Raw genomic sequence first — 26,115 nt, 5'->3', positions numbered from 1 at the left:
AGGCTGATGCCTCTGCACGTTGAGTAGCACTCAAAAATTATTTAGGACAATATTGATATCTTTGCGTCATATAGGTGAATATGGAACGGAAAGAGTTTGAAAGCCGAATAACACGTATGCGTCCGCAACTTCTGCAGCTCGCCATCCGGTACCTCAACAACGGTGACGATGCCGAAGATGTGGTACAGGACACGCTGCTGAAGCTATGGTTTCTGCGTGACCGACTCGAAGACTACCGAAGCGTAGAATCACTGGCCTCGGTCATCACGCGGCATCTTGCAATAAGCTGCATAAGAAGCCGCCGAGCAGGAGTGGTCGACATCGACGAGCTATACGATGTAAAAGGCGACGAATCAACTGAAATGAAAATCATCCGGGAGGAGAGCCTCAAGGAGATATTCGACGCAATATCGGCACTGCCCGACCTCCAGCAATCGATACTGAGGATGAAGCATGTCGAAGGCTTCGAGGTCGAAGAGATAGCCGCAATAACGGGAAGCAATCCCGGAGCCGTGCGCGTCAACCTGTCGAGAGCAAGAAAAAGAATAAAACAACAATTCATGCCCAATTGAACGATGAACACTACTATTATAACAAAGAAAAACGTAAGGAACTACATCGAAAAGTTTCTTGACGGTGAAACAAGCAACGCCGAAGAGCAGGCGCTATATGACTTTTTCAAGAATGAGGATGTGCCTCAGTCGCTGCAAGAGTACGCCCCGATGTTTGCGTGGTATGACGGCAAGATGGAGGAGGATCCCCGCCGGCTCATAGAGGAGAACCGCCGACAGAGCCGCATCATACGCATAAGGCTCGTGAGGTGGAGCATAGCCGCCGCAGCCATGGTGGCTGTGATGGTGAGCGTGGGAATAGCGCTGTTCACCGACAGCACATCCTCGACGAGCATCTACGACGGCAGCTACGTGAAAGTGGGCAACACGGTCAACAGCAACATCAACGAGATAATGCCCGAGATAGAGGCCACCATCGCCCATGCCGACGATGTGGAGCGCAAGGCTCTCGAAACCTACCGCAACCTCCAGCAGGCCGAGAACGAAATAGAACAAAAAGGCAGACAATAATAAATTAATCAATCAAATAGACTCCAAGCAATGAACTCATCAAGCATCATCAAGAGCCTGCTGCTCGCAGTGGTATTCGCAGTGGCATGTTCGGTCGAAATTTCGGCCCAGAAAAACATCCAGTCGGCAATAAACGCAATAGCCAAGGACAAGTCGGTGATAGTGAACTCGGTAACCACGCGCAATCCCAAGAACCACAAAATCGAAAAGACCGTGCGCACCTACACCATCAACAGCAAAGCCCTCGCGCAACGGCTTAAGGATGCGTTCATGGACGATGAAGAGCAGGCCGATAAGGCAATCATATCGAGCGACAGCAACCAGGTGTCGTTTACCTACTACTTCAACAAGCGCGAAACGATGTACAGCGCCACAATAACCAACGGCGAGCAGATAACGGTGACCTACATATTCCGTCCCGACGGAAAGGACAACGGCGCGGTCAACGTAATGATACGCCGCGACAAGCTGCCCCAGATGAACCTGCCGCTGACGGCGATGCTATAGACCACCATACCGAAACAAAGATAACATATAAATAAAGAGAATAGCTTTTAATGCACTGAATTGAGTAATCGGGTGGAGGACACTGAAAATTGGGAACGGCCTCTATAGAGATTAATACAACAGGCCGAAGACGCCTCCACTAACAACGAAAGAAGCGCGACTGTGTGGGATACACAATCGCGCTTCGCTTTTTATCGTAACACCGATCGGGTGGCTTACTTGACCTCCCAGGTTTCGCCTGCGAGAATCATGTCGCGCAACCGGTCAAATCCCTTCTTGGCGCGCACCTGCTCGATCTGCATGTCAATCTCCTCGTTGTAGACGGGGCTCTCCACATCGCGGATCACGCCCACAGCAAGCGGCAAGTCGTAGCCGTCCATCATGGCAAGCTGCTGGTGGAGGAAGTTGCTCGGAGTGTGAGCGTCGTGAACGAGCACATCGTCGATCGTGTATCCGTCCTTGCCCAGCTCGACAGCCTTCAGCAGGAATCCGTCGCGCACAAGTCCCTTCTCCATGTTCTTGCCGAAGAGCATCTTCTCGCCGTGACGCAGATGAATTGTGCGCTCGGCACGGAACTCGCGGTCGCTGATGTAGTTGTGTATGCCGTTGTTGAATATCACGCAGTTCTGAAGCATCTCTACAACCGAAGTGCCACGGTGACGGGCGGCGGCCACCATCACCTCCTGGGCGATGGGCAGGTCGACATCGATCGAGCGGCCGAAGAAGTTGCCACGGGCGCCAAACACGAGTTCGGCCGGGATAAACGGATCCTCGGTAGTGCCGTAGGGCGATGACTTGCTCACAAATCCGCGTGCGCTTGTGGGTGAATACTGACCCTTGGTCAAGCCGTAGATCTTATTGTTGAACAACAGCAGGTTGATGTCGACATTTCGACGCACTGCATGGATGAAGTGGTTTCCGCCTATGGCAAGGCCGTCGCCGTCACCCGAAATCTGCCACACGGTCATTGCCGGATTGGCCACCTTGAATCCCGTAGCCACTGCGGCAGCACGGCCGTGGATGGTGTGGAATCCGTAGGTGTTCATGTAGTAAGGGAGGCGCGAGCTGCACCCGATGCCTGAAATCACGGCTGTGTTGTGGGGAGCCACGCCTATTTCGGCCATAGCCTTGTGGAGCACGTTGAGTATGGCATGGTCACCACATCCGGGGCACCAGCGCACCGATTGGTCGCTCTTATAGTCAGCTGCTGTATATTTTATGCAATCCATAGTCGTAACTTTTTACTTTTCGTCCATAAATTTTTTAACGCCGTCAACGACCTCCTGCACCAGGAAGGGCTGACCCTGAACCTTGTTGATGCGCTTAACCTCAAGTCCGGCAAACTTGCTCTGCAGATAGTCGGCAAACTGTCCCGTGTTCAATTCGGCGCATATCACCTTCTTGTAGCGCGAAAGCACTTCGCGGGTTTTGCGGGGCAGCGGGCTTATGTAGCGGAAATGGGCAAACGCCACCTTGCGGCCCTCCTTGCACAGCTCCTGAGCTGCGGTGTAGAGGTGTCCGTAGGTACCACCCCAGCCCACGAGCAACGTGTCGGCATCGGCGTCACACAGCACTTCGAGCTCGGGAATGTCATTGGCAATCTTCTCAATCTTGGCCTTGCGCACATACACCATCTTCTCATGGTTGGCGGGGTCGGTCGATATGGCACCGGTCACAAAGTCCTTCTCAAGGCCGCCGAGGCGGTGGGTGAGGCCTTCGGTTCCGGGAATTGCCCAGTAGCGCACATTGCTCTCCTCGTCGCGCTGATAGGCACGCCATGTGGCGCGCAGCTCCTCGGGCACGTAATGGGGCTTGATGGCGGGATATTCGTCATCGTCGGGGATGCGCCATGCCGACGAGCCGTTGCCGATGAATGCATCGGATAGCAGAATCACGGGAGTCATGTGCTCAATCGCTATGCGCGAAGCCTCAAAGGCCATGGTGAAACAGTCGGTGGGCGATGCGGGAGCCACTACCACCAGGGGCGACTCGCCGTTGCGACCGTAGAGGGCCTGCATAAGGTCGGTCTGCTCGGTCTTGGTGGGAAGTCCGGTCGAGGGGCCTCCGCGCTGTACATCGATTACCACCAACGGCAGCTCGGCCATAACGGCAAGACCTATACCCTCGCTCTTCAATGCAAGGCCGGGGCCCGAAGTTGAAGTGACGCCGAGGTTTCCGGCAAATGACGCTCCGATAGCCGAGCAAACTCCGGCAATCTCGTCCTCCATCTGCACGGCCTTCACGCCGAGATCCTTGCGCTTGGCAAGCTCATGAAGAATGTCGGTGGCGGGAGTGATGGGGTAGCTTCCGAGGAAGAGCGGACGGCCCGACTTCTCGGCGGCCATTATCAATCCCCATGCAGTGGCGGTGTTGCCGTTGATGTCGGTATAGTGTCCCGGACGAATGTCCTCCGACTCGATGCGGTAGGTCGACACCGAGGCGTGTATGTTGGACCCGTAGTCGTAGCCGGCCTGGATTACCTTGGCATTGGCCTCGTAAATGGCGGGCTTGCGGGCAAACTTATTCTTAAGATGATGCATGGCAGCCTCCAGCGGACGGTCAAACAACCAGCACACGAGGCCGAGAGCAAATATGTTGCGGCACTTCAACACCGACTTGTTGTCAAGTCCCGATTCGGCAAGTGCGGCCTTGGTCATCGAGGTGACAGGCACCTCAACCACCTGTGCGTTAAGGTTAAGTTCCTTGAAGGGGTCGGCTGTTTCAAAAAGAGCCTTTTTCAGGTCGGCTTCCTTGAATGAGTCGATGTCGACAATCACTACACCTCCGGGCTTGAGGTGCTTGACATTCTGCTTCAAGGCAGCGGGATTCATGGCAATAAGAACATCGGCCTTGTCGCCCGGTGTGTGTACATTTGTTCCTATATGAACCTGAAATCCCGATACTCCGCCAAGCGAACCTTGCGGGGCGCGGATTTCTGCCGGATAGTCGGGGAAAGTCGAAACTTGGTTTCCGACTCCGGCCGACACATTAGTGAAGATATTGCCGGCAAGCTGCATTCCGTCGCCGGAATCGCCGGAAAATCTCACGACTACTTTGTCAAGAGTCTTTACATTGGTTTTCTCTAACATGACGCTTATTATGATTTCACTTAGTTTTTTGGCCTATTATCGATAAAAAGCACTTGATTGTCATTGATTTTGACGCTCAAGTGGCTTGGTTCGCAAATTTACGGTTAAATATTTTACATGGCAAATAATCCTCACGATTTATTTAACCTACATTTGTCTTTTTATCGATTACTTCTTCGGAACCTTATTAGATTCGACAACTTTCATGGCCAAATATTGCAGCAACAGGAGGGTTACGGATTTACCAATATCCCATCATGGGCTGAAGTTAGCGAAATGAAAAAAGAGTATATTGCAAATAATCCCGACTGGAAGGAGAATCTTCCCAAATGGGGAGAGGAACTGCCCGAGCGATAACAAATATTGGGGAACGAAGCCTTAATCTTATTCTAATAGTGACGAGGGGCGACCTTGCAAGGCCGCCCCTCTTGTTTCGTTAGTTTTCAAGTTGTTTACCGCCGTATCGCAATTCCGTGCCTCGCACAGTGTCGTCGACTTTTCCGTCACGGCACGCCCGATGCCCGTTTACCCATGTATCGGTAACGCGATTGTGGAGAGTTGTACCTGCAAGAGGCGTCCAGCCGCATCGGCTCAGCACCATGTCGTCGGTCACCGTGTAGGCCTCGCCGGGCTTCACCAGCACCAAGTCGGCCATGTAACCCTCGCGGATGAAGCCTCGCCCCATGATGTCATACAATCTTGCGGGCGCGTGACACATCTTGTCGACCACGAGCTGATGGGTAAACACTCCCATGTCGGCAAGCTCCAGCATCACGGGAAGCGAGAACTGCACCATAGGCGCACCTGAAGCGGCAGTGAGGGCATCGCCCTCCTTCTCGGCAGGCAGATGCGGAGCATGGTCGGTGGCCACGATGTCGATGCGGCCGTCGCGCAATCCCTGACGGAGAGCATCGCGGTCGGCACGGCTCTTGACCGCGGGATTCATCTTTATCCTCGACCCAAGCCGGGCATAGTCCTCGTCGCAGAACCAAAGGTGGTGCACACACACCTCGGCCGTTATGCGCTTCTCGGGTAGCGGTGCATCGGAAAACATGGCTACTTCGTCGGCGGTCGACACATGCAGCACATGAAGCCTCGTGTTGCATCGCTCGGCGCGCTCGATGGCCCTTCGTGTCGACAGCACGCAAGCCTCACGGCTGCGGATGAGCGGATGCATCTCAACCGGCACGCTGCCTCCACACTCGCTTTCGTAACGCTGACGATTGGCGCGTATGGTTGCCTCGTCCTCGGAGTGCACGGCTATTATGGCCGGCACCTCGCTGAATATGCGGTCGAGCGTCGACTCCTCGTCGACGAGCATGTTGCCTGTCGACGAACCCAGAAACAGCTTCACGCCGGGAGTGATTTTATAGTCACACTCAAGGAGCTCGCGCATGTTGTCGTTGGTAGCTCCGATGAAGAATGAGTAGTTGGCAGCCGACACCTCCGACGCATGCTGCAGCTTCTCGCGAAGCGCCTTCTGGGTCACGGTTGGCGGCTTGGTATTGGGCATGTCCATGAACGATGTCACACCTCCCGCCACTGCGGCAATCGACTCGGTGGCAATGTCGCCCTTATGCACCAGTCCGGGGTCACGGAAGTGCACCTGGTCGTCGATCACTCCGGGAAGCAGATAGGAGCCTCGGGCGTCGACAGCCTCGCGGCAGGCTGCAATGAGATCGGCAGACGCGTCACCACGCCCCACGCGGGCTATGACCGGGCCGTCGGTCACCACGTAACCCTTGAATTTCTCGCCCTCGTTGATCAGCAGGGCATTGTAGATGATAGTATCGTTCACGGGGATATCTGACTATTTTTTACTGCAATCGGGATACTTGTGAAACCAGCTCCACACCTTGAGGCGCACCACTCCAAACACCGCTTCCGAGAATATGCCCGAACTCATCTTGCTCTCGCCGAGCACCCGGTTGACAAACACGATGGGCACCTCGACAATCTTGAACCGGCACTTGTAGGCGGTGAACTTCATCTCAATCTGGAAAGCATAGCCCTTGAAGCGCACATCGTCGAGCCTGATTGTTTCGAGCACGCGGCGGCGATAGCACACAAATCCCGCGGTGGTGTCGCGGATGGGCATTCCGGTCACTATGCGCACATACTTGGATGCGTAGTAGGACATGAGCACGCGCCCCATGGGCCAGTTGACCACATTCACCCCCGTCACGTAACGGGAACCGATGGCCACATCGGCACCACCTTCGGCACATGCCTTGTATAGAGCCATGAGGTCGTCGGGGTTGTGGGAAAAGTCGGCGTCCATCTCGAATATGTATTCATACTTGCGCTCGATGGCCCACTTGAACCCGGTGATGTAGGCGGTGCCGAGTCCGAGCTTTCCGCTTCGTTCAAGCAGATGCACTCGTCCGGGATACTCCTCCATCTTACCTCGCACAATGGCGGCGGTGCCGTCGGGCGAACCGTCATCAACCACGAGCACATCCATTTCGTGAGGCTGGTTCATGACCGCCTCGATGATGGCGGCGGCGTTTTCACGCTCATTGTAGGTGGGAATAATCACCACACAGTCCGATTTACCCTCGATAGGCTTCATTAAGATATCCTGTAGTTATTGCTTATATACTTGTAAATTTGGTTTAACGACCCGGCATCACACGAGCTTGGCAAGAGCAGCCTCGATGCGACGCATGGCTTCACGGATGTTGTCGTCGCTGGTAGCGTAGCTGAGGCGTATGTAGCCTGGAGTGCAGAATGCCGAGCCGGCAACTGTGGCCACGTGTCCCTCCTCGAGCAGATACATTGCGAGGTCGGAGTCGTTGTTGATCACCGTGTCGCCGTAACGCTTGCCGAAGTAGCTCGACACCTCGGGGAAGAGGTAGAAGGCTCCCTGGGGATTGTTGACCTTCCAGCCGGGGATGGTGCGTGCGAGTCCCACAACAAGGTCGCGGCGGCGTTCAAATGCCTTGCGCATCTCCTCGACACACTCCTGCGAGCCGGTGTAGGCAGCCTCGGCAGCCTTCTGTGCTATTGAGGAGGCACCTGAGGTGTACTGGCTCTGGAGCTTGTTGGTGGCACGTGCCAGCCACAGCGGAGCGGCAAGGAATCCGATGCGCCATCCGGTCATGGCATAAGCCTTTGACACGCCGTTGACGATGCACACGCGGTCGGCGATTTCGGGGAACGAGGCAAGCGAGGTGAAGCTTCCGGTGAAGTTGATGTGCTCATATATCTCGTCGGCGAGCACAAGCACGTCGGGATAGTCGGCAAGCACCTTCACGAGCTCGGCGAGCTCCTCGCGGCTGTATACGCTGCCGGTGGGGTTGGAGGGCGAGCAGAAGATAATGAGGCGGGTGCGCTCGGTCAAAGCGGCACGCAACTGCTCGGGAGTGATCTTGAAATCCTGCTCGATAGTGGCGGGAACAAGCACGTTCTTGCCCTCGGCGAGATGCACCATCTCAACGTAGCTCACCCAAGCCGGAGTGGGAATGATAACTTCGTCGCCGGGATTGATCACCGACAGCACCACATTGCACAGCGACTGCTTTGCACCGCCCGAAACCACAATCTGCTCGGGAGCGAAATCCACGCCGTTCTCCTTCTTCAACTTCTCTGAAATAGCCTTGCGCAAGGTCATGTAACCCGGCACGGGAGTGTAGAAAGTGTAGTTCTCGTCGACGGCGCGCTTGGCGGCCTCCTTTATGTGCTCGGGAGTGTTGAAGTCGGGTTCTCCTACCGAAAGATTTATTACATCCACACCCTGAGCCTTAAGCTCATTGCTCTTCTGCGACATCGCAAGTGTCTGCGACGGTGCAAGCGATTGAACGCGATTTGACACGTGATTCATCTCTATGCAATATTTTTAAGTTACCGTATACTAATAGTTGATGCAAAGTTAATTAATAAAAATGACATTCAACACAAAAACGCCACTTTGGATGACAAAATATTTTTTCATGACATTTTGAAGTTTTTTATTCCAAAAAATGAATAATTTTGCAACATCATGAAACGCTACCACCGCTTGATAGCCGCAATCATCACGCTTCTTGCCGTCATCGTCACCTCAAGTGCTTCGATCAGGGTCGACGACCTTGTGTTTACACGCATTGCCGCTCGTGACGGACTTAGCGACAACGAAGTGCTTCATCTGCTGCAGCTGCATGACGGACGCATGGCCGTGACCACTTCGGGGAATGTCAACATCTACAACGGCGGGGGATTCGACTATGTTCACTACGTTGACTCAAGCATGTACAGGCTTGCCGATTACGACGGCGCCTATCACGTGTATGCGGGACGCGACAACCGGCTCTGGATAAAGGAGCGTCACAACATGCAGTGCCTCGATGTAAACCGCATGGGTTATGTCAACGACCTTGAGGGGATGTTCACGACGATGAAGCCCTCGGGAGGGCGCGTCAACGACCTCTTTCTCGACCGCATGAGCGACATCTGGCTTGTTGACTCCGCCGGGCTGTGGGATGTGGAGCGTCAGCGTCATCTGCCGTTGATAAAGGATAGCGGCAACCTTCAGGACCTGGAGGTGACGGGCGACACGGTGATGCTGTTTTACAGCACCGGACTGGTGCGCGGCATCAACCGCAACACATCGGCCACCCTGTTTGAATCGCGAGCCTACGGCGACGACATCGCCGGGAAGTTCAGGGGCTCATCGCTCGTAAAGTACTCTCCCGACGGAAAAATCTATCAGATACGCACCAATTTCGGCAATTCGATACTGCTGCAGTTTGACCCGCGCACCCTGTCGTGGCGCGAAATAATGCGCACTCCTTATATATTGCACACTCTTGCCGTGACTCCGCTCGGCGACATATTGATAACGAGCCAGGGCGGCCTGTGGCATTTCGCCCGACATTCGCTCTCGCCAAGGCTGATTGAAGAGATAAAGACTCCAGGCGGTCCTATAAAAGCCGACAATTTCAACACTATATTCATCGACAACCACGGCGGAGTGTGGATAGGCACCTATCATTCGGGATTGCTCTACTCCCACCCGCTGAGATTCAGGATGCACTCTTCGGAGGAACGGCCTGAAATGCTGCCCGCGACATTCAGCTTCGGAGAACGACACGGCACGGCATTGAGAATCAACGACACAATCACCGACTCGCGGGGATGGCTGTGGAGCGCGACTTCCGACGGACTGAAAGTGACACGCAACACCGGCGACAGCGTAATCCTCTACACCGAAAACGGACTCGTCAACAACAACGTGAAGTCGCTTGTCGAGGCCGCCGACGGCACAATGTGGGCGGGAACGGCCTACGGAATATCGTCGGTGAGGCCCGAGAGTGACGGAGGATTCACCGTGCGCAGCTTTGACATATATGACGGTGCTCTTTCCAACGAATATATACCGCAGCGGGCCAGGCGGCTCGACAACGGTTTTCTCGTATTCCAGGGTCAGAACGGGTGGACCGTATTCCATCCCGATTCGATGTCGGTGGAGCCCGACACGTTCAATCCCGTGTTCACCCGGTTCACAGCCGACAACCGGCGCATCGACATTCATCCCGGTGCCACCGTCACGTTGCCGTTTAACGACAACAACCTTTCGCTCGACATAGCGTCGCTCAACTATGCGCGGCCAATGCTGACAACATTCAAGGTGCGCATCCTCACCGACATCGACAACGACGCGCCGTGGACCGTCTATTCGGCGTCGGACGACAACGGCATCGTCGACCGCAACGGATTCATGCACCTGAAATTCATGAATCAGCCTCCGGGCCGATACACAGTGCAGGTTGCCGCCGCCACCGACGCGTCGACACTTGACGACGCTCCCGTAAACTCACTGCAATTTGTCATCACTCCCCCGTGGTGGTTAACACGCGGTGCCATAATCGTTTACATCCTTGTAGCAATAGCGTTGATTGTAGCGTCATTTGCCATATATCAGCACATTACGCGCAACAGGCTGAAGCGCAAGCATCGCGAAGAGATGCTGTTGATGCGCATCCACAATCTCATCGAGCGATGTGACTTTTACGAGCGCGGACAAGCCGACAGGGCGGCCGACAACAGCCGGGATCCCGACCAGGCATGCACCACCCAAAGCAATGAGGAAGCCGAGCCGGCAATTTCGACGCAGGACAGGGAGTTCATAGCGAAGGCCATAAACCTTGTCGAGGCCAACATAGGAGTGAGAGGCTTTTCGGTAAAGCAACTGAGCGAGGAGCTGTGCATGGAACGCACGGGATTATACAAGAAGATGACATTCCTGCTCGACAAGTCGCCCAGCTCATTCATACGCAGCATCCGCCTCAATCATGCTGCCGCAATGGTCGAGGAAGGACGACTCTCAATGGCCGAAATAGCCGACCGCACAGGCTTCAGCTCAACAAGTCACATGAGCCGATGCTTCGTGGAAGAATACGGCTGTAAGCCAAGCGAATACGCTCAACGCGTCGCCAAGAGTCAACAATAAATCAACATCCATATCCTTTTATTCAACATCCGTGTTGTCACGGTGACGGGCCTCTTTTATAATTTTGTTGAACCAATCATTTTTCATTAACCTAAAATTGTCTTACATGAAAAAATTGTTTCAACTTTTGCTTTTATTGAGCCTTACATTATCATCCTACGCTCAACAAAGCATCCATGGAAACGTAGTGGATTCGCAATCGGGCGAACCGCTTCCCGGAGTTACCGTAATGGTAAAAGGAATGTCAATAGGAACCTCGACCGACATCGACGGCCGGTTCTCTATTACGCTACCCCCCCCCCTCGAGGGTAAACAGCTACAAGTCAGTTATATAGGCTACATCCCACAGACTGTAACACTAAAATCGACTGAAGAACTGACCATTAAGATGATTGAAGATTCACAGAATCTTGACGAAGTTGTCGTAATCGGATACGGCACGCAGCGTAAAGGCGATGTAACAAGCTCAGTCGCCAGCGTCAAGTCGGAAAACTTCGTCAAAGGCGCCGTAAAGGATGTGGGTCAGCTCATTCAAGGCAAAGTCGCAGGACTTGCAATCACCAATCCCTCAGGTGACCCTACAGGCAACACCCAGATTCGCCTGCGCGGTACAAGCACAATCGGCGGCGCCAACACAGCACCTCTTATTCTAATTGACGGAATACCCGGCGACTTCAACACCGTGGCACCCGAGGATGTCGAGAGCATCGACGTGCTCAAGGACGGATCGGCGGCAGCCATCTACGGTACACGAGGCACCAACGGCGTAATCCTGATCACCACCAAGCAGGCACGCGGCTCCGAAATTCTAAGAGTCGACTACAGCGGCTACATCAGCACATCACACATCTCCAAGAAGCACGACATGCTAAATGCATCGGAGTTTGCTCAGCTATATCCCGACTATGACCAAGGCTACGACACCGACTGGGTCGACGAGATAACCCGCACCCCGGTGAGCCATGTGCACAACCTTTCGCTATCGGGAGGAACATCACGCGCCAACTATATAGCCAACGTGAACTATGCTTCGCGCCAAGGTATCATGAAGCGCTCCAATTTTGAGAATTTCCGCGCACGCATCGAGGTGACGCAGCGACTCTTTGACGATAAAGTGCGTCTGCGTTTCGGACTTCTCGGCCGCTCCGACTGGCGCGAATCGACCGTCAGCGGCGGCAGTTTCCGCGGCGTGGCCTACAGCCAGGCAACCCGACGCAACCCCACCGAGCCCGTGCGCAACGAGGACGGCTCATGGTACGAGAACCTCAGCAAGTTTGAGTATGAAAATCCCGTGGCACTTCTCACCGAGGCCGACGGCGATGTAAAGAACACCCAGCTGCGCTATAACGCCGGCATCACCTACAACCCCATACGCGACCTCACCCTTCAGGCCAACTACTCCTACAACCGATTCGTGATGAACCGTGGTTACAGCGAAACGCTCAACCACATATCGGCCCGTCGCGACGGCTACAAAGGATGGTCATCGGTAGGCTCGTCGATCTCGGTCGAGAAGCTTCTCGAACTCACAGCTCAATATGACGCATCGATAGGACGCAACAAGTTCACCATACTCGGTGGTTACAGCTATAACGAAAACAATTACGAAAACATCTGGGTGGATAACTGGGGATTCCAGGACGACTACTTCGGCGGATGGCACAACATCGGCATCGGTTCGGCTCTTAAGGACGGAAAAGCCAATGTTGGCTCCTCCAAGTCGCTCACCAACCTCATCGGCTTCTTCGGCCGCGCCACCTACTCCTACGACAACAAATACCTGCTCATGGCCGCCCTGCGCTACGAAGGCGCAAGCCAGCTGTGGGGAACCGACAACGCATGGGGTCTATTCCCGTCGGTATCACTCGGATGGCGCATAACCCAGGAGAAGTTCATGCAGGACCAGAACATATTCGACGACCTGAAGCTCCGTGTGGGTTACGGTGTCACAGGCTCACAGCCGCGTGCGTCATTCCTCGGAGTGGCAATGTTGCGCTACGGCTCCTACGCCTACCTCGACGGACAGTGGATCCAGACCATCGTTCCGGCATCAAACCCAAACCCCGACCTTAAGTGGGAAGAGAAGAAAGAGTTCAACGTAGGTATCGACTTCATGTCGTGGAACAGCCGCATCAACGGTTCAATCGACTTCTACAACCGTCGCATCGACGGCCTCATCTACGATTACTCGGTGCCAACTCCTCCAAATTTGTATAATGTCACAACAGCCAACGGCGGCACAATGGAAAACCGTGGTGTCGAGGTGCTCGTAAACGTGGTTCCGGTACAGATGCGTGACTTCGAGTGGACCACCTCGGCAAGCTTCTCGATCAACTCCAACAAGCTGAAGAGCCTCTCGGGCAGCGTGTTCAAGACCGAATATGACTTCTTCGACACCGGTACAGCCGAATATTCGGGTCAGGTGACCTCGTCACACCGTGTGCAGGTAGGCGAGAGCATCGGTAACTTCTACGGATTCAAGGTAGTGGATGTCGACGATGAAGGACGATGGATCTACGAGGACCGCAACGGCGAGCTCGTCAATTACAAGGACTTCACCCACGCTCCCGAGGACAAGCACGTGATAGGCAACGGTCTACCCAAATGGTATGCCGGATGGAACAACACCCTGCGCTATCGCCGCTGGGACCTCAACGTGACAATGCGCGGCGCATTCGGATTCCAGGTTATCAACGGTGCCCGCCTCAACTACGAGAACACCAAAAACAGCCGCTTCGAGAACCGACTGAAGACAGTGTTTGACCCCGTGTTCGGCAAAGTGCCTCTAAGCAAGGAGGTAGAGCCCGAGTTCAACAGCTACTACATCGAGGACGGCGACTACTGGAAAATCGACAACATAACGCTCGGCTACACATTCGGCAAGATAGGCAAGTACATCCAGTCGCTGCGACTCTACGGCTCGGTGCTCAACGCCTTCACATTCACCCACTACAAGGGCATCGACCCCGAAGTGTCGACCGACGGACTCACCCCCGGCTACGACACCCGCGACCGTTATCCGCAGGTACGCTCGTTCACATTCGGAGTCAACGTAAGTTTCTAACCTGATAAATGAATACAACGATGAAAAAACATAATATATTCAAAGCATTTGGCATGGCGGCTCTGCTGCTTGCATCGGCATCATGCACCGAACTAAAGGACGAGAGCTACGGCTCAATCGTGTCATCGCAATATGAACCCAAAACCGAAGCCGATATAAGTTACGTGGTCAACGCCGCCTACATCCCATGGCGACAGACAATGCTGCTGTGGCAAGGTGTCGTAAGGTCGCAGGAGCTGTCGGCCGACCAGGATGTCATTCCGGCCCGACTCGGTATAGGATGGGTCGACGGATACATCTACAAGCGCTGGCATCAGCACACATGGACCACCGAGGATGAAGGCGTGCTCAACGGCTGGGAGCGCACGTTCAACGGTGTCACTGCCTGCAACCGTGTGCTGTCGCAGATCGAGGACAATGTCATCGACATTCAGGGCGATGCACGCGAGCGTCTTATTGCCGAGCTGAAAGTGCTTCGCGCATCCTACTATTACGTGCTCATCGACCTCTACGGCAATGTGCCCATCATCACCGACTTCAAGGATGTGGAGCTGCCCGAACAGTCAACCCGCAAGCAGGTGTTTGACTTCATCGTGAAGGAGGTTAACGACAATCTTCCCCTCCTCTCCGACCAGGCACGCGGATACTATTACGCACGTTTCAACAAGTGGGCCGCCCACACCCTGCTTGCCAAGATGTATCTCAACGCCGAAGTGTGGACCGGACAGGCCATGTGGAACGAATGTGTGACCCACTGCAACGCTGTCATCGAACATGCCAAGGCCACCGGCGACTACGGTCTTGAATCCGACATCAACGCCCCATTTGTCACCGCCAACGAAAATTCAAAGGAGATAATATTTGCCCTTCCGTTCGATGAAATCTACGTGACCGACTGGAATGCATTTGACTTCCACCTCTACACTCTCGCACCCGAGAACCAGGCCACCTACGGCTTCACCGACCGTCCTTGGGGTGGTGTATGCGCAATTCCTCAGTTCATCAAGAGCTTCGACCCCGACGACAAGCGTCTTGCCGAGTGGTACATCCAGGGACAGCAATATGACGCATCGGGCAACATCCTCCTGCGCAGCTCCGACGGCAATCCTCTCATATATGAAGTGGATGTTCCCTCAATCGACGCATCGGATGTCGACGACGGTTTCCGCTGGGGCAAGTTTGAGTATGCCCACGGAATCACCAACCGCCTCAGCAACGACTTCCCTCTCTTCCGTTACGCCGACATTCTCATGATGAAGGCCGAGGCATTGATGCGTGACGGCAAGCCGGGCGCAGGCGAGCTCGTGACAATGGTGCGCTCACGCGCATTCCCCAACAACCCCGAGAAGGCAGTCGTGACCGACGAGCAGCTCAAGGGCGGCAGCGTCTATGACTACGGTCGCCGCGACGAGTATGCCACCTCGTCGGAGGGCGGTGCCGACATAACCTACGGCCGCTTCCTCGACGAGCTCGGATGGGAATTCTGTCAGGAAGGCCGTCGCCGTCAGGACATGGTACGCTTCAACGCGTTCACTACCAAGTCATGGTTCTCCCACGACAAGAGCAACGCCGACAAGAACCTCTACCCGATACCCAACAAGGTGCTGCTCACCAACAGCAAGCTGCACCAGAACCCCGGATATTAATGTCAACCAACCATATATCCATTTTCTATGATAAAAAATTTAGTTTTAGGTCTGGCAATCCTATCCATCTCATCCACACTCACGGCTCAAAGCGTGAGTGTGGACAATGGAGGAGCCACCGTCACCCCCGACGGGCAGTGGACCACCCGTGTCACATTCTATTCACCTTCAATCGTAAGAGTAAGCAAATATCCGGGCGCAACGGCTCCCGACAAGAAGAGCTACTCGGTAATCATGCAGCCTGAGAGCGTGACGCTCGGCACTGAGCGCAAGGCCAACGGCGTGACATTGAAGTCGTCGTCCCTGACAGCCTCAATAGGAGCCGACGGTAATGTGCGCTTCTCCGACTCCAAAGGCAATCTACTGCTGAGTGAAAGCGCATCGAGCCACGCTCCCTGCGTCAACAAAGTCGATGAAGGACGGTTCAAAGTGAGCCAGTCCTACAATCTTGACTCAGCCGAGGTGATATTCGGACTCGGTCAACGCCAATCTCCGGTTCTCAACCAGCGCGGTCAGGATGTAAGGATGTGGTGTGGCAACACCAACATCACGATACCCTACTTCACATCCGACAAAGGCTACGGACTGTACTGGGACAATGCCGGCGACTCACGGTTTACCGACATTGACAACATTGCATCGTTCACCTCGGAGGTAGCACCCTCGATCGACTACTACTTCATCTATCGCGACGGCACTCAGGACGGCGTCATTGCCGGCATACGCTCGCTTACCGGCGAAGCTACCATGTTCCCCATCTGGACACTGGGACACTGGCAGTGCCGCGAACGCTACAAGAGCAGCGACGAACTCTGTGATGTGCTCGACCGTTACCGCGCCCTCGAGATTCCGCTCGACGGAATGGTTCAGGACTGGCAATACTGGGGCTGCGACTCCAACTGGAACGCGATGAAATTTGTCAATCCTCACTACATCAACAAGATGGGCGATGCCAAATGGATGCGTTACCTGCCCAACGACGAAGACCCCAACGCTGTGTATCCCGACCCGCGTATAAAGTCGCCCGAAGAGATGGTGAGCTACGTTCACGACAACAACTCGAAGCTGATGATATCCATCTGGGCCAATTTCGGCCCGTGGACCGACCAATACCGCGAGCTCGACAAGATAGGCGCGCTGTTGCCGTTTGAAACATGGCCGCGCAACCGCGGTGTGCGTCCCTACGACCCGTTCAACCCCAAGGCGCGTGACATCTACTGGAAATATCTCACCAACCTCTACAAGATGGGCATCGACGCATGGTGGACCGACTCCACCGAGCCCGACCACTTCGAGGCTCCGGGCGATGCCGACTACATGACCCACGACGGCTCGTGGCGCAGTGTCAAGAATGCATTCGCATTGATGACCAACAAGGGAATATACGAACATCAGCGCAAAATGAAGGGCAACAACCGCCGCTCGGTGCAGATGACGCGCTGCGGAACATTCGGCCTGCAGCACTACGGCACATTCAGCTGGAGCGGCGATGTGGTTTCCAACTGGAACGTGATGAAAAACCAGATTCCTTCAGGACTGAACTATGTTATCTGCGGAATCCCGTTCTGGAACACCGACATAGGCGGATTCTTCGGCTGGGACTACAAAAATGATCCCAAGAGCCCTGCCATGCAGGAACTCCAAGTGCGCTGGATGCAGTGGGGATGCTTCATGCCCATGATGCGCAACCACTGCTCGTCGCCTATGGTGAGCGAACTCTACAACTTCGGCAATCCCGGCGACTGGGCATTTGACGCCCAGAAGAAAGCCATCGAGCTTCGTTACCGCCTCATGCCCTACATCTACAGCCTCGCAGGCGATGTGGTGCAGCGTTCGGGCACAATGATGCGTCCGCTCGTAATGGACTTCCCCGCCGACCGCAAGGCGATTACGCTCGACGACCAGTATATGTTTGGCAAGGCGCTTCTCGTAAAGCCCGTCACCGATCCTCTCTACACCTATCTTGACGCCGACAAGAACGGCCATGCCATATACCCCGACATAACCAAGGCGGCAGCGCCCGTCAACGTTTATCTGCCCGAAGGCAGCAAGTGGTATAACTTCTGGAGCAACGAGGTGAGCGACGGCGGCAAGAATGTGCAGTGCCTCGCCCCAATCGACCGCATGCCGGTATATGTAAAGAGTGGCAGCATCATCCCGTTTGGCCCTGCGGTGCAGTACACTACCGAAAAGCCTTGGGACAACCTTGAGCTGCGCGTATATCCCGGCGACGACGGTGAGTTCATCCTCTACGAGGACGACGGCGAAAGCTACGACTACGAGAAGGGTATGTTTGCTGAAATTCCTTTCCGCTGGGACGACGCTACCCGCACTCTGCACATCGGTCAACGCAACGGTTCATATCCCGGAATGCTCAACAATCGCAACTTCAACATCGTCATCGTAAACCCCGACACCGAATCAGGTGACACCGCGGCCCTCAAAGTGACGCGCACCGTAAGCTACGACGGCAATGCCACATCGGTAAAACTGTAGTCCTCTACATTTTCCATCCCTCATAATTATAAAGGGGCGCCGCTTACCTCTGCAGCGGCGCCCCTTTTCGCATTCATGAACGGAGGGTATAAAAAAATTCAGGGCCACCTGAATGTCAGGTAGTCCTGAATGTCGGGGTGAGAAGACTCGAACTTCCGACCTCCACGTCCCGAACGTGGCGCGCTGCCAACTGTGCTACACCCCGAGCGCGATTTGCGACCACAAAGATAATGCTTTTTTATAAATCATCAACTAAAAATGTGCCACAATTTATTTTTTGCGTATCTTTGATTGCATCTTAGATACTCTCGCTCGGCAAAATCAAAATAAATTTTGCTTTTGCACTCGACTTATTCGTATCTTTGAATACTTCTTAGATACTCACGCTCGGCAATGGCCAAATAAATTTGGCATTGCACTCGACTTATTCGTATCTTTGTCAACATGAAATTAAACGATGTTACATATATGAGGCTGATATTGGCAGCGGTTGCAGCGTTTATCCTCGCCGCATGCGCTTCAATGGGCCGTCCTACCGGAGGCGAATACGATGTCGACCCGCCGGTTTACGTACAGAGCAACCCCGCTATCGGCTCTGTTAACTTCAAGAAGAATCACATCACCATCGACTTTAACGAGAATGTGCAAGTGGAGGATGTGATGAACAAGGTCGTAGTGTCGCCTCCTCAGAAGAACATCCCGTCGATTACGGCAAACGGCAAACGTGTCACGGCCGAATTGCGTGACTCTATGCTGGACAATACCACCTATACCATCGACTTTTCCGACGCGATAAAGGACCTGAACGAGGGCAACACGCTCGACGGATTTGCAATCGACTTCTCGACCGGCGACTCGATCGACTCGTTGCGAATAGCCGGTATGGTTTTCGAGGCTCGCACTCTTGAGCCTGCGCAGAATATGCTCGTGGGTGTCTACAGCAACCTCTCCGACACCGCAATAACTACACTGCCGCTTGAACGCATCGGACGCACCAACCAGCTCGGCCAGTTCATAATAAGAGGCCTTAAGCCCGGTGACTACCGCATTTATGCGCTCAACGACATCAACCGCGACTACCATTGGGATCGCTCCGAGGATGTGGCGTTCTACGATGTGACAGTGTCACCCTACGCCGAACCCACTACTGTCAGCGACACACTCATAACGCTCGACGGCCGCGACTCCATCGTCACCCATCCGGGCACCAACTACTTCCCCAACGACATCCTGCTCACATGGTTCAACGAAGGATATAAGGCGCAATACCTCAAGGACTACACCCGTCCCGACCGCCGTCGCCTTCTGCTCAACCTCGCGGCTCCGAGCGACACATTCCCCACTATCACTCTGCTCAACGGCCCGGCAGCAGGAAAGCGCATCGACGAGCTTGCGATACTAAACACGGGTATGACTCGCGACACACTCGAATACTTCATAACCGACACAGCCCTTATGGCCCAGGACACAATGATGCTTGCACTGCACTTCCTGCGCACCGACACATTGCAACAGCTGTCGTGGGGCAACGACACGATAAGGGTGCTATATCGCGAACCCAAAGCCAACAAAACCAAGGAAAAGAAGGTAAAGAAGAAAAAAGACGACGAGGAGAACAGCGACTCCATCGTCGGCCCTCAGCTCACCTTCCTGAACATATCGGCAAAGACAAGCAACACCCAGGAGATATACCTGCCTATAATATTTGAGGTGAACCAGCCCCTCGACACCATCATTCCCGAAGGACTGCATCTTGAAATGATACGCGACACGATATTCGACACCCTTGCCGTGCCGGAACTCGTGAGGGTCGACCCATTCAACACCATGCGCTACAAAGTGGAGTACAAGTGGGAACCCGGCGTAAGATACCGATTCTCAGCCGACTCGGCATCAATAGTAGGCATCTACAACGAGTGGAACAAGCCGTTCAAGCATGAGTTCACCGCCCGTGCCCTGGAGGACTACTCGCTGCTCGCATTCAATGTCACCGGTGTGCGTGACTCGGCCATTGTCGAGGTGCTCGGCTCCGACGACAATCCCGTTGCAATAGCTCCGCTGAAGGACGGTGTTGCGGAATTTCCCTATCTGCAACCCGGCACCTACTACGCCCGACTATATATCGACCGCAACGGCAACGGCGAGTATGATACCGGCAATCTTCTCGACTCCATACAGCCCGAGGAGGTATATTACTATCCCAAGAAGATAGTCCTGAAAAAGAACTGGGATGTCGAGCAAAGCTGGGACATATATGAAACTCCCATCGACCTTCAGAAGCCTCAGGAGATAAAGAAGAACAAGCCCAAGGAGAAGAAACGCCGTCGCAATCCCGACGGAACATTTGTCGAGGACGAGAACGACAACCGCAACCGCGATGAAGATGAGGACGGCTACTACGACGACACCAACTTCTTCGGTCCCGGCAACCCCAACGGCTCGAGCAACATAGGCAACATGAACAACCAGAACAATCTGCGCAATCTGCGCCGCTAACCGACTGTCAGATATGGGAATATGCGTTCTTGACAAGGAAACCATAAAAGAGCCCCGAAGCAGTCGGCTGGCCCTGCGGCTCGGACACGACTCGCTTCATGCCCTCGCCTACAATCCCGATGACACAGCATCGGCAATCTACCGCCGCCTGCCGCTCGAATCGTCATCGGCATCGCTGATGAAATCGCTCGAGGAGGTGGTCTACGACAATCCCGTGCTGCTGAGCGACTTCCTGCAGATTGACATATTGATCGACACACCTCGGTTTGCGATAGTACCCGACGACATCATCGCCGTCGACAGTGACATGACTCAGTCACTGCTCATAAAGGCCATAGGCGAGGAAGCCGCCTCGGGCGAAGTGATTGTAGACGACATGACGCATATAGGAGCTACAATTGTCATGTCGGTCGACAGCGACATAACGGCTTTTATGCGTCGCACGTTCAACAATCCCGCGATAAGGCACAACCTGTCGCCGCAATGCCGCTACTTCTTCGACAAGAACCGCATTGACAACGCCGGCAAGATGTATGTCAACCTGCGCCGCGACGCGATGGACATCATTGTGCTGGGCAATGACTCGTTGCGCATGGCCAACACATTCCGGTTCCGTGACATCATGGATGCCGTCTACTACATCATGGCCTGTCGAGAAATGCTCGACCTCGACCCTGCCGGCAACGAGCACCTTATAGCCGGCGATGAAGCGTTGCGCGATGAAATCACCCCCATTCTGCGCAAATTCCTCGGATATGTAATGCCGGTGGTTCCGCCCGCCTACGTGCCCAAGGACGACGAGCAATGGGAAAAAGCTCCGTTTGACTTAATAATACTGCCGCTATGCGAATAATAAGAGGAAAATTCGGCCGTCGCCGATTTGACGTGCCCACCAACATTTCAGCACGCCCCACCACCGACTTTGCGCGTGAAAACATATTCAACGTGCTTGAAAACATGGTCGACTTCGACGGATTGAAGGCTCTCGACCTGTTTGCCGGAACGGGCGCCATAACATTTGAGTTCCTTTCACGCGGATGCGCCGAAGTGACATCGGTTGAAAAAGCCGCCACTCAATACAAGTTCATCAAGCAGGTGGCGCAGCAGCTCAACTGCAAGAACCTCAACCTCATTAAAGGTGACGCATTCAAGTTTATCGAGAGTTGCTCAACCAAATTCGACATAATCTTCGCCGACCCCCCTTACGACCTGCCCAACTTCGGCGAGGTACCCACACGCATACTCGGCTCACGGATGCTGTCGCCCGACACCATCGTAATAGTCGAGCACTCCAAGGCCTACGACTTCTCGTCGCTTCCCGGATTCTTCGACCACCGCACCTACGGATCGGTAAATTTCTCGCTCTTCCGTCCGGGCGATAATGAAGCAACATCCGAAAAGGATGAAAATGAGTAAATAAGAGTGTCACAATTGTGAATATGGGGATTTTTGGCTAATTTTGCAACGAATAGGCCGGGGAGCACTATATGCCGGCATTCACAAGTACAACGATGGGATTGAATCAGCAACATGAAGCAACGCTTCGCGACACTGTCAGGCGACTGTCGGACACCGACAACCTGACCAACATCTGCCCCTCGCAGTGGCAGGGCCAACCGCTTCCCTCACAGCAGGCGGTCAAGGAAATCATCTACCTTTCGCGAGCCCTGATTTTTCCCGGATTCTTCGGCGACAGCGATGTAACGCGCAACAATGTGACTTACTTCACCGGATTGTGGGCCGAAAAGCTCTACCACCTGCTCGTTGAACAGATTCACGCCGGATTGTCGATGGATATATGCACCGACACAGCTCCCGATTACGACGAGATGGAGCACAAGGCAGCCGAAAAAGCGGCCGAGTTCATCAAGCAGCTCCCCAATCTGCGCCGGCTCCTCAACACCGATGTCTACGCCACCCACCGAGGCGACCCTGCTGCAACCTCCACCCAGGAGGTGATATATTGCTATCCCGGCATACGCGCCATCTGCAACTACCGCATAGCCCATGAGCTGATAAAGCTCGATGTGCCTATAATACCCCGCATGATAAGCGAGCAGGCCCATAGCGAAACGGGTATCGACATACACCCCGCAGCCACCATTGGCGAAGGCTTCACCATCGACCACGGAACCGGCGTGGTAATCGGCGCTACCGCCATCCTCGGAAACAATGTCAAGCTGTATCAGGGTGTGACGCTCGGAGCTAAGAGCTTTGACATGGACCCCGACGGCAACCCCATCAAGGGAATACCGCGTCACCCCATCATAGGAAACAACGTAATCATATACTCCAACGCCTCCATCCTGGGACGCATAACAATAGGCGACAACGCCATCATAGGAGGTAACATCTGGGTAACCCAGAATGTAGCCCCGGGAGAACGACTCATTCAAGCAAAAGCCAACAACGTTTTAAGAATCAAGCAGTGATGAATACTGAAAAATTTGAAATGGTAGCAAAGACCTTCCAAGGACTGGAAGAGATCCTGGCCGACGAGCTTCGCGGAATCGGCGCCCTGAACGTACAGCCCGGACGCCGCATGGTAGCGTTTGAAGGCGACCTCGCCACTCTCTACAAGGCCAACCTGTGCTGCCGCACCGCCCTGCGCATCCTGAAGCCCATCTACAAATTCACGGCATCGGACCCCGACGCGCTCTATGAGATGACAAAGGAGTTTGACTGGACTTCGGTGCTATCAATCGACAAGACATTCTCCATTGATTCAGTTGTCAACTCCGAGCAGTTCACTCACTCGCGTTATGTCACCTACCGCGTCAAGGACGGCATCGTCGACTTCTTCAAGGACCGTTTCGGTGCCGACAAGCGTCCCGGCGTGCGCCTGCAGGATGCCGATGTGATGATAAACGTGCACATCGACGGCAACCGCGTCACGCTGTCGCTCGACTCATCGGGCGAGTCACTGCACAAGCGCGGCTATCGCGTGGCACAGACCGAGGCACCCATCAACGAAGTGCTGGCCGCCGGCATTCTGCTCAAGAGCGGATGGAAAGGCGAGTGTCCGCTCGTCGACCCCATGTGCGGATCGGGCACATTCCTTATCGAAGCCGCCCTCATCGCCGCCAACATCAATCCCGGAGTCTATCGCAAGCGCTTTGCATTCGAGCAGTGGAAGGACTTCGACGAAGAACTATTTGAAAGCCTCTACAACGACGATTCGCAGGAGCGCACATTCGACTACAAGATCTACGGAAGCGACATATCGCCCAAGGCAATCGCCATCGCCGAGCAAAACATCAAGCAGGCCGGCGTGGGACGCTACATCAACCTCAGCATAAAGCCCCTGTCGCAGTGGACCGAGGCTCCCGCCGACGGAGTGCTCGTAACCAATCCCCCCTACGGCGAGCGCATCTCGGTCAACGACATGGACGGCCTCTACGAGATGATAGGCAACAAGCTCAAAAACGTGTTCAAGGGCTACCACGCCTGGATTATCGGATATCAGGACGAGTATTTCCGTCGCATAGGACTGGCCCCCTCATTGAAGATGCCCCTGCTTAACGGTTCGCTCGAGTGTGAGCTCCGCGAATACATCATCTTCGAGGGCGACTACAAGAGCTTCCGTCGCGAAGGTCATTCGCTGAAGGATCCCGAGAGCAACCCCACGCCCAAGGAGAACAAGCCCAAACGCCGCCTCACCGACGACGAATGGCGCAACAACGCACGCCGCAAAGGATTCGGAGGCAAGAAAGGCGACCGTCCCGAAAAGCGCGGCGAGAAGCACAACGCACTCAAGGAAAAATATAAGCCGAAACCGCTCGGCCGCAAGAAATATCCGTCAAACAAGCCCGAAGAGGAGCCGACTCAGGAACCTTCGGAAAACCCGCTGGCAATACGCCGCAACGAAAAGGCGCTGAAGTCAATCCTCGGACGCAAGCCCACCCTTCCCGTAATGCGCCGTCGCGGATGGAAGCGCAACGACGAAAACAACGACTCATCATCCAACGAAAACAAATAACGCAGTAACCCATTTAACAACCCGTGAATATGCAGCAACCCATCGACATTCTGCTTCTTGGTTCGGGAGGCCGTGAATCGGCTCTCGCATGGAAAATAAGCCAAAGCCCGCTTCTCGGCAAGTTATACATAGCCCCCGGAAACGGAGGCACTACCCAGTATGGTACCAATGTCGACATGTCGCCTACCGACTTCGACGCAATCGATAAGTTTGTAACCGACAACGGCATCAAGATGATTGTCGTAGGCAACGAAGACCCGCTTGTAAAGGGCATCTACGACCGATTTGCCGACAGCGACATACTTGTCGTAGGCCCAAGCCGCACAGGTGCCGCGCTTGAAGGCAGCAAGGACTTCGCAAAGCAGTTCATGGTGCGTCACAACATCCCCACCGCACACTACCGCAGCTTCACTGCCGACAACATCGAGGAGGGATACCGCTTCCTTGAAGAGCTGAAGCCGCCCTACGTGCTCAAAGCCAACGGACTGGCCGCAGGAAAGGGTGTGCTCATACTCCCCACCATCGAGGAGGCCCGCGAGTCGCTTAAGGAGATGCTTTCGGGAATGTTCGGAGCATCATCGGCTACAGTGGTAATCGAGGAGTTCCTCTCGGGCATCGAATGTTCGGTATTCGTGCTAACCGACGGCAACGACTACCGCGTGCTCCCCGTAGCCAAGGACTACAAGCGCATTGGCGAAGGCGACACCGGACTCAACACCGGCGGAATGGGCGCAGTGAGCCCCGTACCGTTTGCCGACGACTCATTCATGGAGAAGGTGCGCACACGCATAATCGAGCCCACAGTCAAGGGACTTGCATCGGAAGGCATCACCTATCGCGGATTCATATTCCTCGGCCTCATCAACGTTGAGGGCGAACCTATGGTAATCGAGTACAACGTGCGCATGGGCGACCCCGAAACCGAAGCCGTAATGCTGCGCATCGACAGCGACCTCGTCGAGCTGATGCAGGCAGCCGCCCGAGGCAACCTCGGCGACCTTGAGCTCCGTCAGGACCCGCGCACGGCGGTGACCGTGATGATGGTGTCGGGCGGATACCCCGGAAGCTACGAAAAGGGCAAGCTCATCAGCGGCCTCGACAAGGTGACGCAAAGCACCGTGTTCCACGCCGGCACCAAGCGTGACGCCGAGGGCAATGTAGTGACATCGGGCGGACGAGTACTTTCGGTAAGCTCCTACGGCGACAGCATAGCTGACGCGCTTGCCAACAGCTACGCCTCAATCGCGCTCATCGACTTCGACGGCCGTTACTTCCGTCGCGACATAGGCCGCGACCTTATGGTCCTGCAACAGAAATAATCACTAC

Annotated in this window: 19 protein-coding genes and 1 tRNA gene; 14 read left to right on the top strand and 6 right to left on the bottom strand. The window is 54.6% G+C overall.

The genetic code is table 11. The features are described 5' to 3' along the window. The first annotated feature begins 80 nt into the window (after positions 1-80). Genes E5354_RS08325 through E5354_RS08315 form a run of 3 tightly spaced genes read left to right on the top strand, consistent with a single transcriptional unit; the run spans position 81 to position 1,589 of the window. Positions 81-572, top strand: a complete 492-nt coding sequence (locus E5354_RS08325; protein ID WP_123395001.1) for an RNA polymerase sigma factor — start codon at positions 81-83, stop codon at positions 570-572. A 3-nt stretch (positions 573-575) separates the two neighbouring features. After that, positions 576-1,082 (top strand): hypothetical protein, encoded by a 507-nt coding sequence (locus E5354_RS08320; protein WP_123395000.1) that lies wholly within the window; start codon positions 576-578, stop codon positions 1,080-1,082. Between the two features lie 30 nt (positions 1,083-1,112). Further along, positions 1,113-1,589, top strand: a complete 477-nt coding sequence (locus tag E5354_RS08315; protein ID WP_135947173.1) for a DUF5024 domain-containing protein — start codon at positions 1,113-1,115, stop codon at positions 1,587-1,589. 215 nt (positions 1,590-1,804) lie between these two features. On the opposite strand, the gene E5354_RS08310 is transcribed toward E5354_RS08315, so the two are convergent. Continuing rightward, positions 1,805-2,818, bottom strand: coding sequence for a 2-oxoacid:ferredoxin oxidoreductase subunit beta (locus E5354_RS08310; protein WP_123394998.1), 1,014 nt, complete (start codon positions 2,816-2,818; stop codon positions 1,805-1,807). Positions 2,819-2,830: 12 nt separating this feature from the next. Then, positions 2,831-4,678, bottom strand: coding sequence for a 2-oxoacid:acceptor oxidoreductase subunit alpha (locus E5354_RS08305; protein ID WP_123394997.1), 1,848 nt, complete (start codon positions 4,676-4,678; stop codon positions 2,831-2,833). 216 nt (positions 4,679-4,894) lie between these two features. Here E5354_RS08305 and E5354_RS14190 point away from each other — a divergent pair, with 216 nt between their 5' ends. Then, positions 4,895-5,035 (top strand): hypothetical protein, encoded by a 141-nt coding sequence (locus E5354_RS14190; protein ID WP_168353856.1) that lies wholly within the window; start codon positions 4,895-4,897, stop codon positions 5,033-5,035. A 79-nt stretch (positions 5,036-5,114) separates the two neighbouring features. Here the strand turns inward: E5354_RS14190 and E5354_RS08300 are convergent, their stop codons facing one another. From E5354_RS08300 to E5354_RS08290, 3 genes are read right to left on the bottom strand one after another with little or no spacing between them, the layout of a single operon-like run. Then, a complete protein-coding gene (locus E5354_RS08300) occupies positions 5,115-6,476 on the bottom strand; it encodes a dihydroorotase (protein ID WP_135947172.1) in 1,362 nt (453 codons plus the stop codon). 12 nt (positions 6,477-6,488) lie between these two features. Then, positions 6,489-7,250: a polyprenol monophosphomannose synthase gene (locus tag E5354_RS08295; protein WP_123394994.1), complete on the bottom strand. Its 762-nt coding sequence runs from the start codon at positions 7,248-7,250 to the stop codon at positions 6,489-6,491. Between the two features lie 57 nt (positions 7,251-7,307). Continuing rightward, entirely contained in the window at positions 7,308-8,501 is a 1,194-nt protein-coding gene (locus E5354_RS08290) for a pyridoxal phosphate-dependent aminotransferase (protein WP_123394993.1), read from the bottom strand. Positions 8,502-8,660: 159 nt separating this feature from the next. Here E5354_RS08290 and E5354_RS08285 point away from each other — a divergent pair, with 159 nt between their 5' ends. The 4 genes from E5354_RS08285 to E5354_RS08270 all read left to right on the top strand — a co-directional run bounded on the left by E5354_RS08285 (position 8,661) and on the right by E5354_RS08270 (position 18,314). Then, a complete protein-coding gene (locus tag E5354_RS08285) occupies positions 8,661-11,108 on the top strand; it encodes a helix-turn-helix domain-containing protein (protein ID WP_135947171.1) in 2,448 nt (815 codons plus the stop codon). A 106-nt stretch (positions 11,109-11,214) separates the two neighbouring features. Continuing rightward, positions 11,215-14,172 carry a SusC/RagA family TonB-linked outer membrane protein gene (locus tag E5354_RS08280; protein ID WP_135947170.1) on the top strand — a complete coding sequence of 986 codons (2,958 nt, stop codon included), beginning with the start codon at positions 11,215-11,217 and terminating at the stop codon, positions 14,170-14,172. A gap of 20 nt (positions 14,173-14,192) precedes the next feature. Further along, positions 14,193-15,818, top strand: coding sequence for a RagB/SusD family nutrient uptake outer membrane protein (locus tag E5354_RS08275; protein ID WP_246863774.1), 1,626 nt, complete (start codon positions 14,193-14,195; stop codon positions 15,816-15,818). Positions 15,819-15,845: 27 nt separating this feature from the next. Then, positions 15,846-18,314: a glycoside hydrolase family 31 protein gene (locus E5354_RS08270; protein WP_135947168.1), complete on the top strand. Its 2,469-nt coding sequence runs from the start codon at positions 15,846-15,848 to the stop codon at positions 18,312-18,314. A gap of 132 nt (positions 18,315-18,446) precedes the next feature. On the opposite strand, the gene E5354_RS08265 is transcribed toward E5354_RS08270, so the two are convergent. Next, positions 18,447-18,519, bottom strand: a tRNA-Pro gene (locus E5354_RS08265). Positions 18,520-18,758: 239 nt separating this feature from the next. Between E5354_RS08265 and E5354_RS08260 the strand changes: the two genes are divergently transcribed. The 6 genes from E5354_RS08260 to purD all read left to right on the top strand — a co-directional run bounded on the left by E5354_RS08260 (position 18,759) and on the right by purD (position 26,108). Further along, positions 18,759-20,810, top strand: coding sequence for an Ig-like domain-containing protein (locus E5354_RS08260; RefSeq protein ID WP_135947167.1), 2,052 nt, complete (start codon positions 18,759-18,761; stop codon positions 20,808-20,810). A gap of 13 nt (positions 20,811-20,823) precedes the next feature. Beyond that, the gene (locus E5354_RS08255; protein ID WP_135947166.1) at positions 20,824-21,663 is read left to right on the top strand and encodes a DUF3822 family protein; all 840 of its coding nucleotides are present in this window, start codon (positions 20,824-20,826) and stop codon (positions 21,661-21,663) included. Next, positions 21,654-22,226, top strand: a complete 573-nt coding sequence (locus tag E5354_RS08250; RefSeq protein ID WP_123394988.1) for an RsmD family RNA methyltransferase — start codon at positions 21,654-21,656, stop codon at positions 22,224-22,226. The genes E5354_RS08255 and E5354_RS08250 overlap by 10 nt, the downstream gene beginning before the upstream one ends. Positions 22,227-22,321: 95 nt before the next feature. Then, positions 22,322-23,242 carry a serine O-acetyltransferase gene (locus tag E5354_RS08245; RefSeq protein WP_123395407.1) on the top strand — a complete coding sequence of 307 codons (921 nt, stop codon included), beginning with the start codon at positions 22,322-22,324 and terminating at the stop codon, positions 23,240-23,242. Continuing rightward, entirely contained in the window at positions 23,242-24,789 is a 1,548-nt protein-coding gene (locus E5354_RS08240; protein ID WP_246863773.1) for a class I SAM-dependent RNA methyltransferase, read from the top strand. Before E5354_RS08245 ends, E5354_RS08240 begins: the two co-directional genes overlap by 1 nt. Positions 24,790-24,830: 41 nt before the next feature. Continuing rightward, a complete protein-coding gene (gene purD, locus E5354_RS08235) occupies positions 24,831-26,108 on the top strand; it encodes a phosphoribosylamine--glycine ligase (RefSeq protein ID WP_123395405.1) in 1,278 nt (425 codons plus the stop codon). The last annotated feature ends 7 nt before the right edge of the window (positions 26,109-26,115 follow it).

The sequence above is a fragment of the Muribaculum sp. NM65_B17 genome, from assembly GCF_004793735.1.
Lineage (GTDB): Bacteria > Bacteroidota > Bacteroidia > Bacteroidales > Muribaculaceae > Muribaculum > Muribaculum gordoncarteri.
This window is presented reverse-complemented; position numbering and strand designations above follow the sequence as displayed.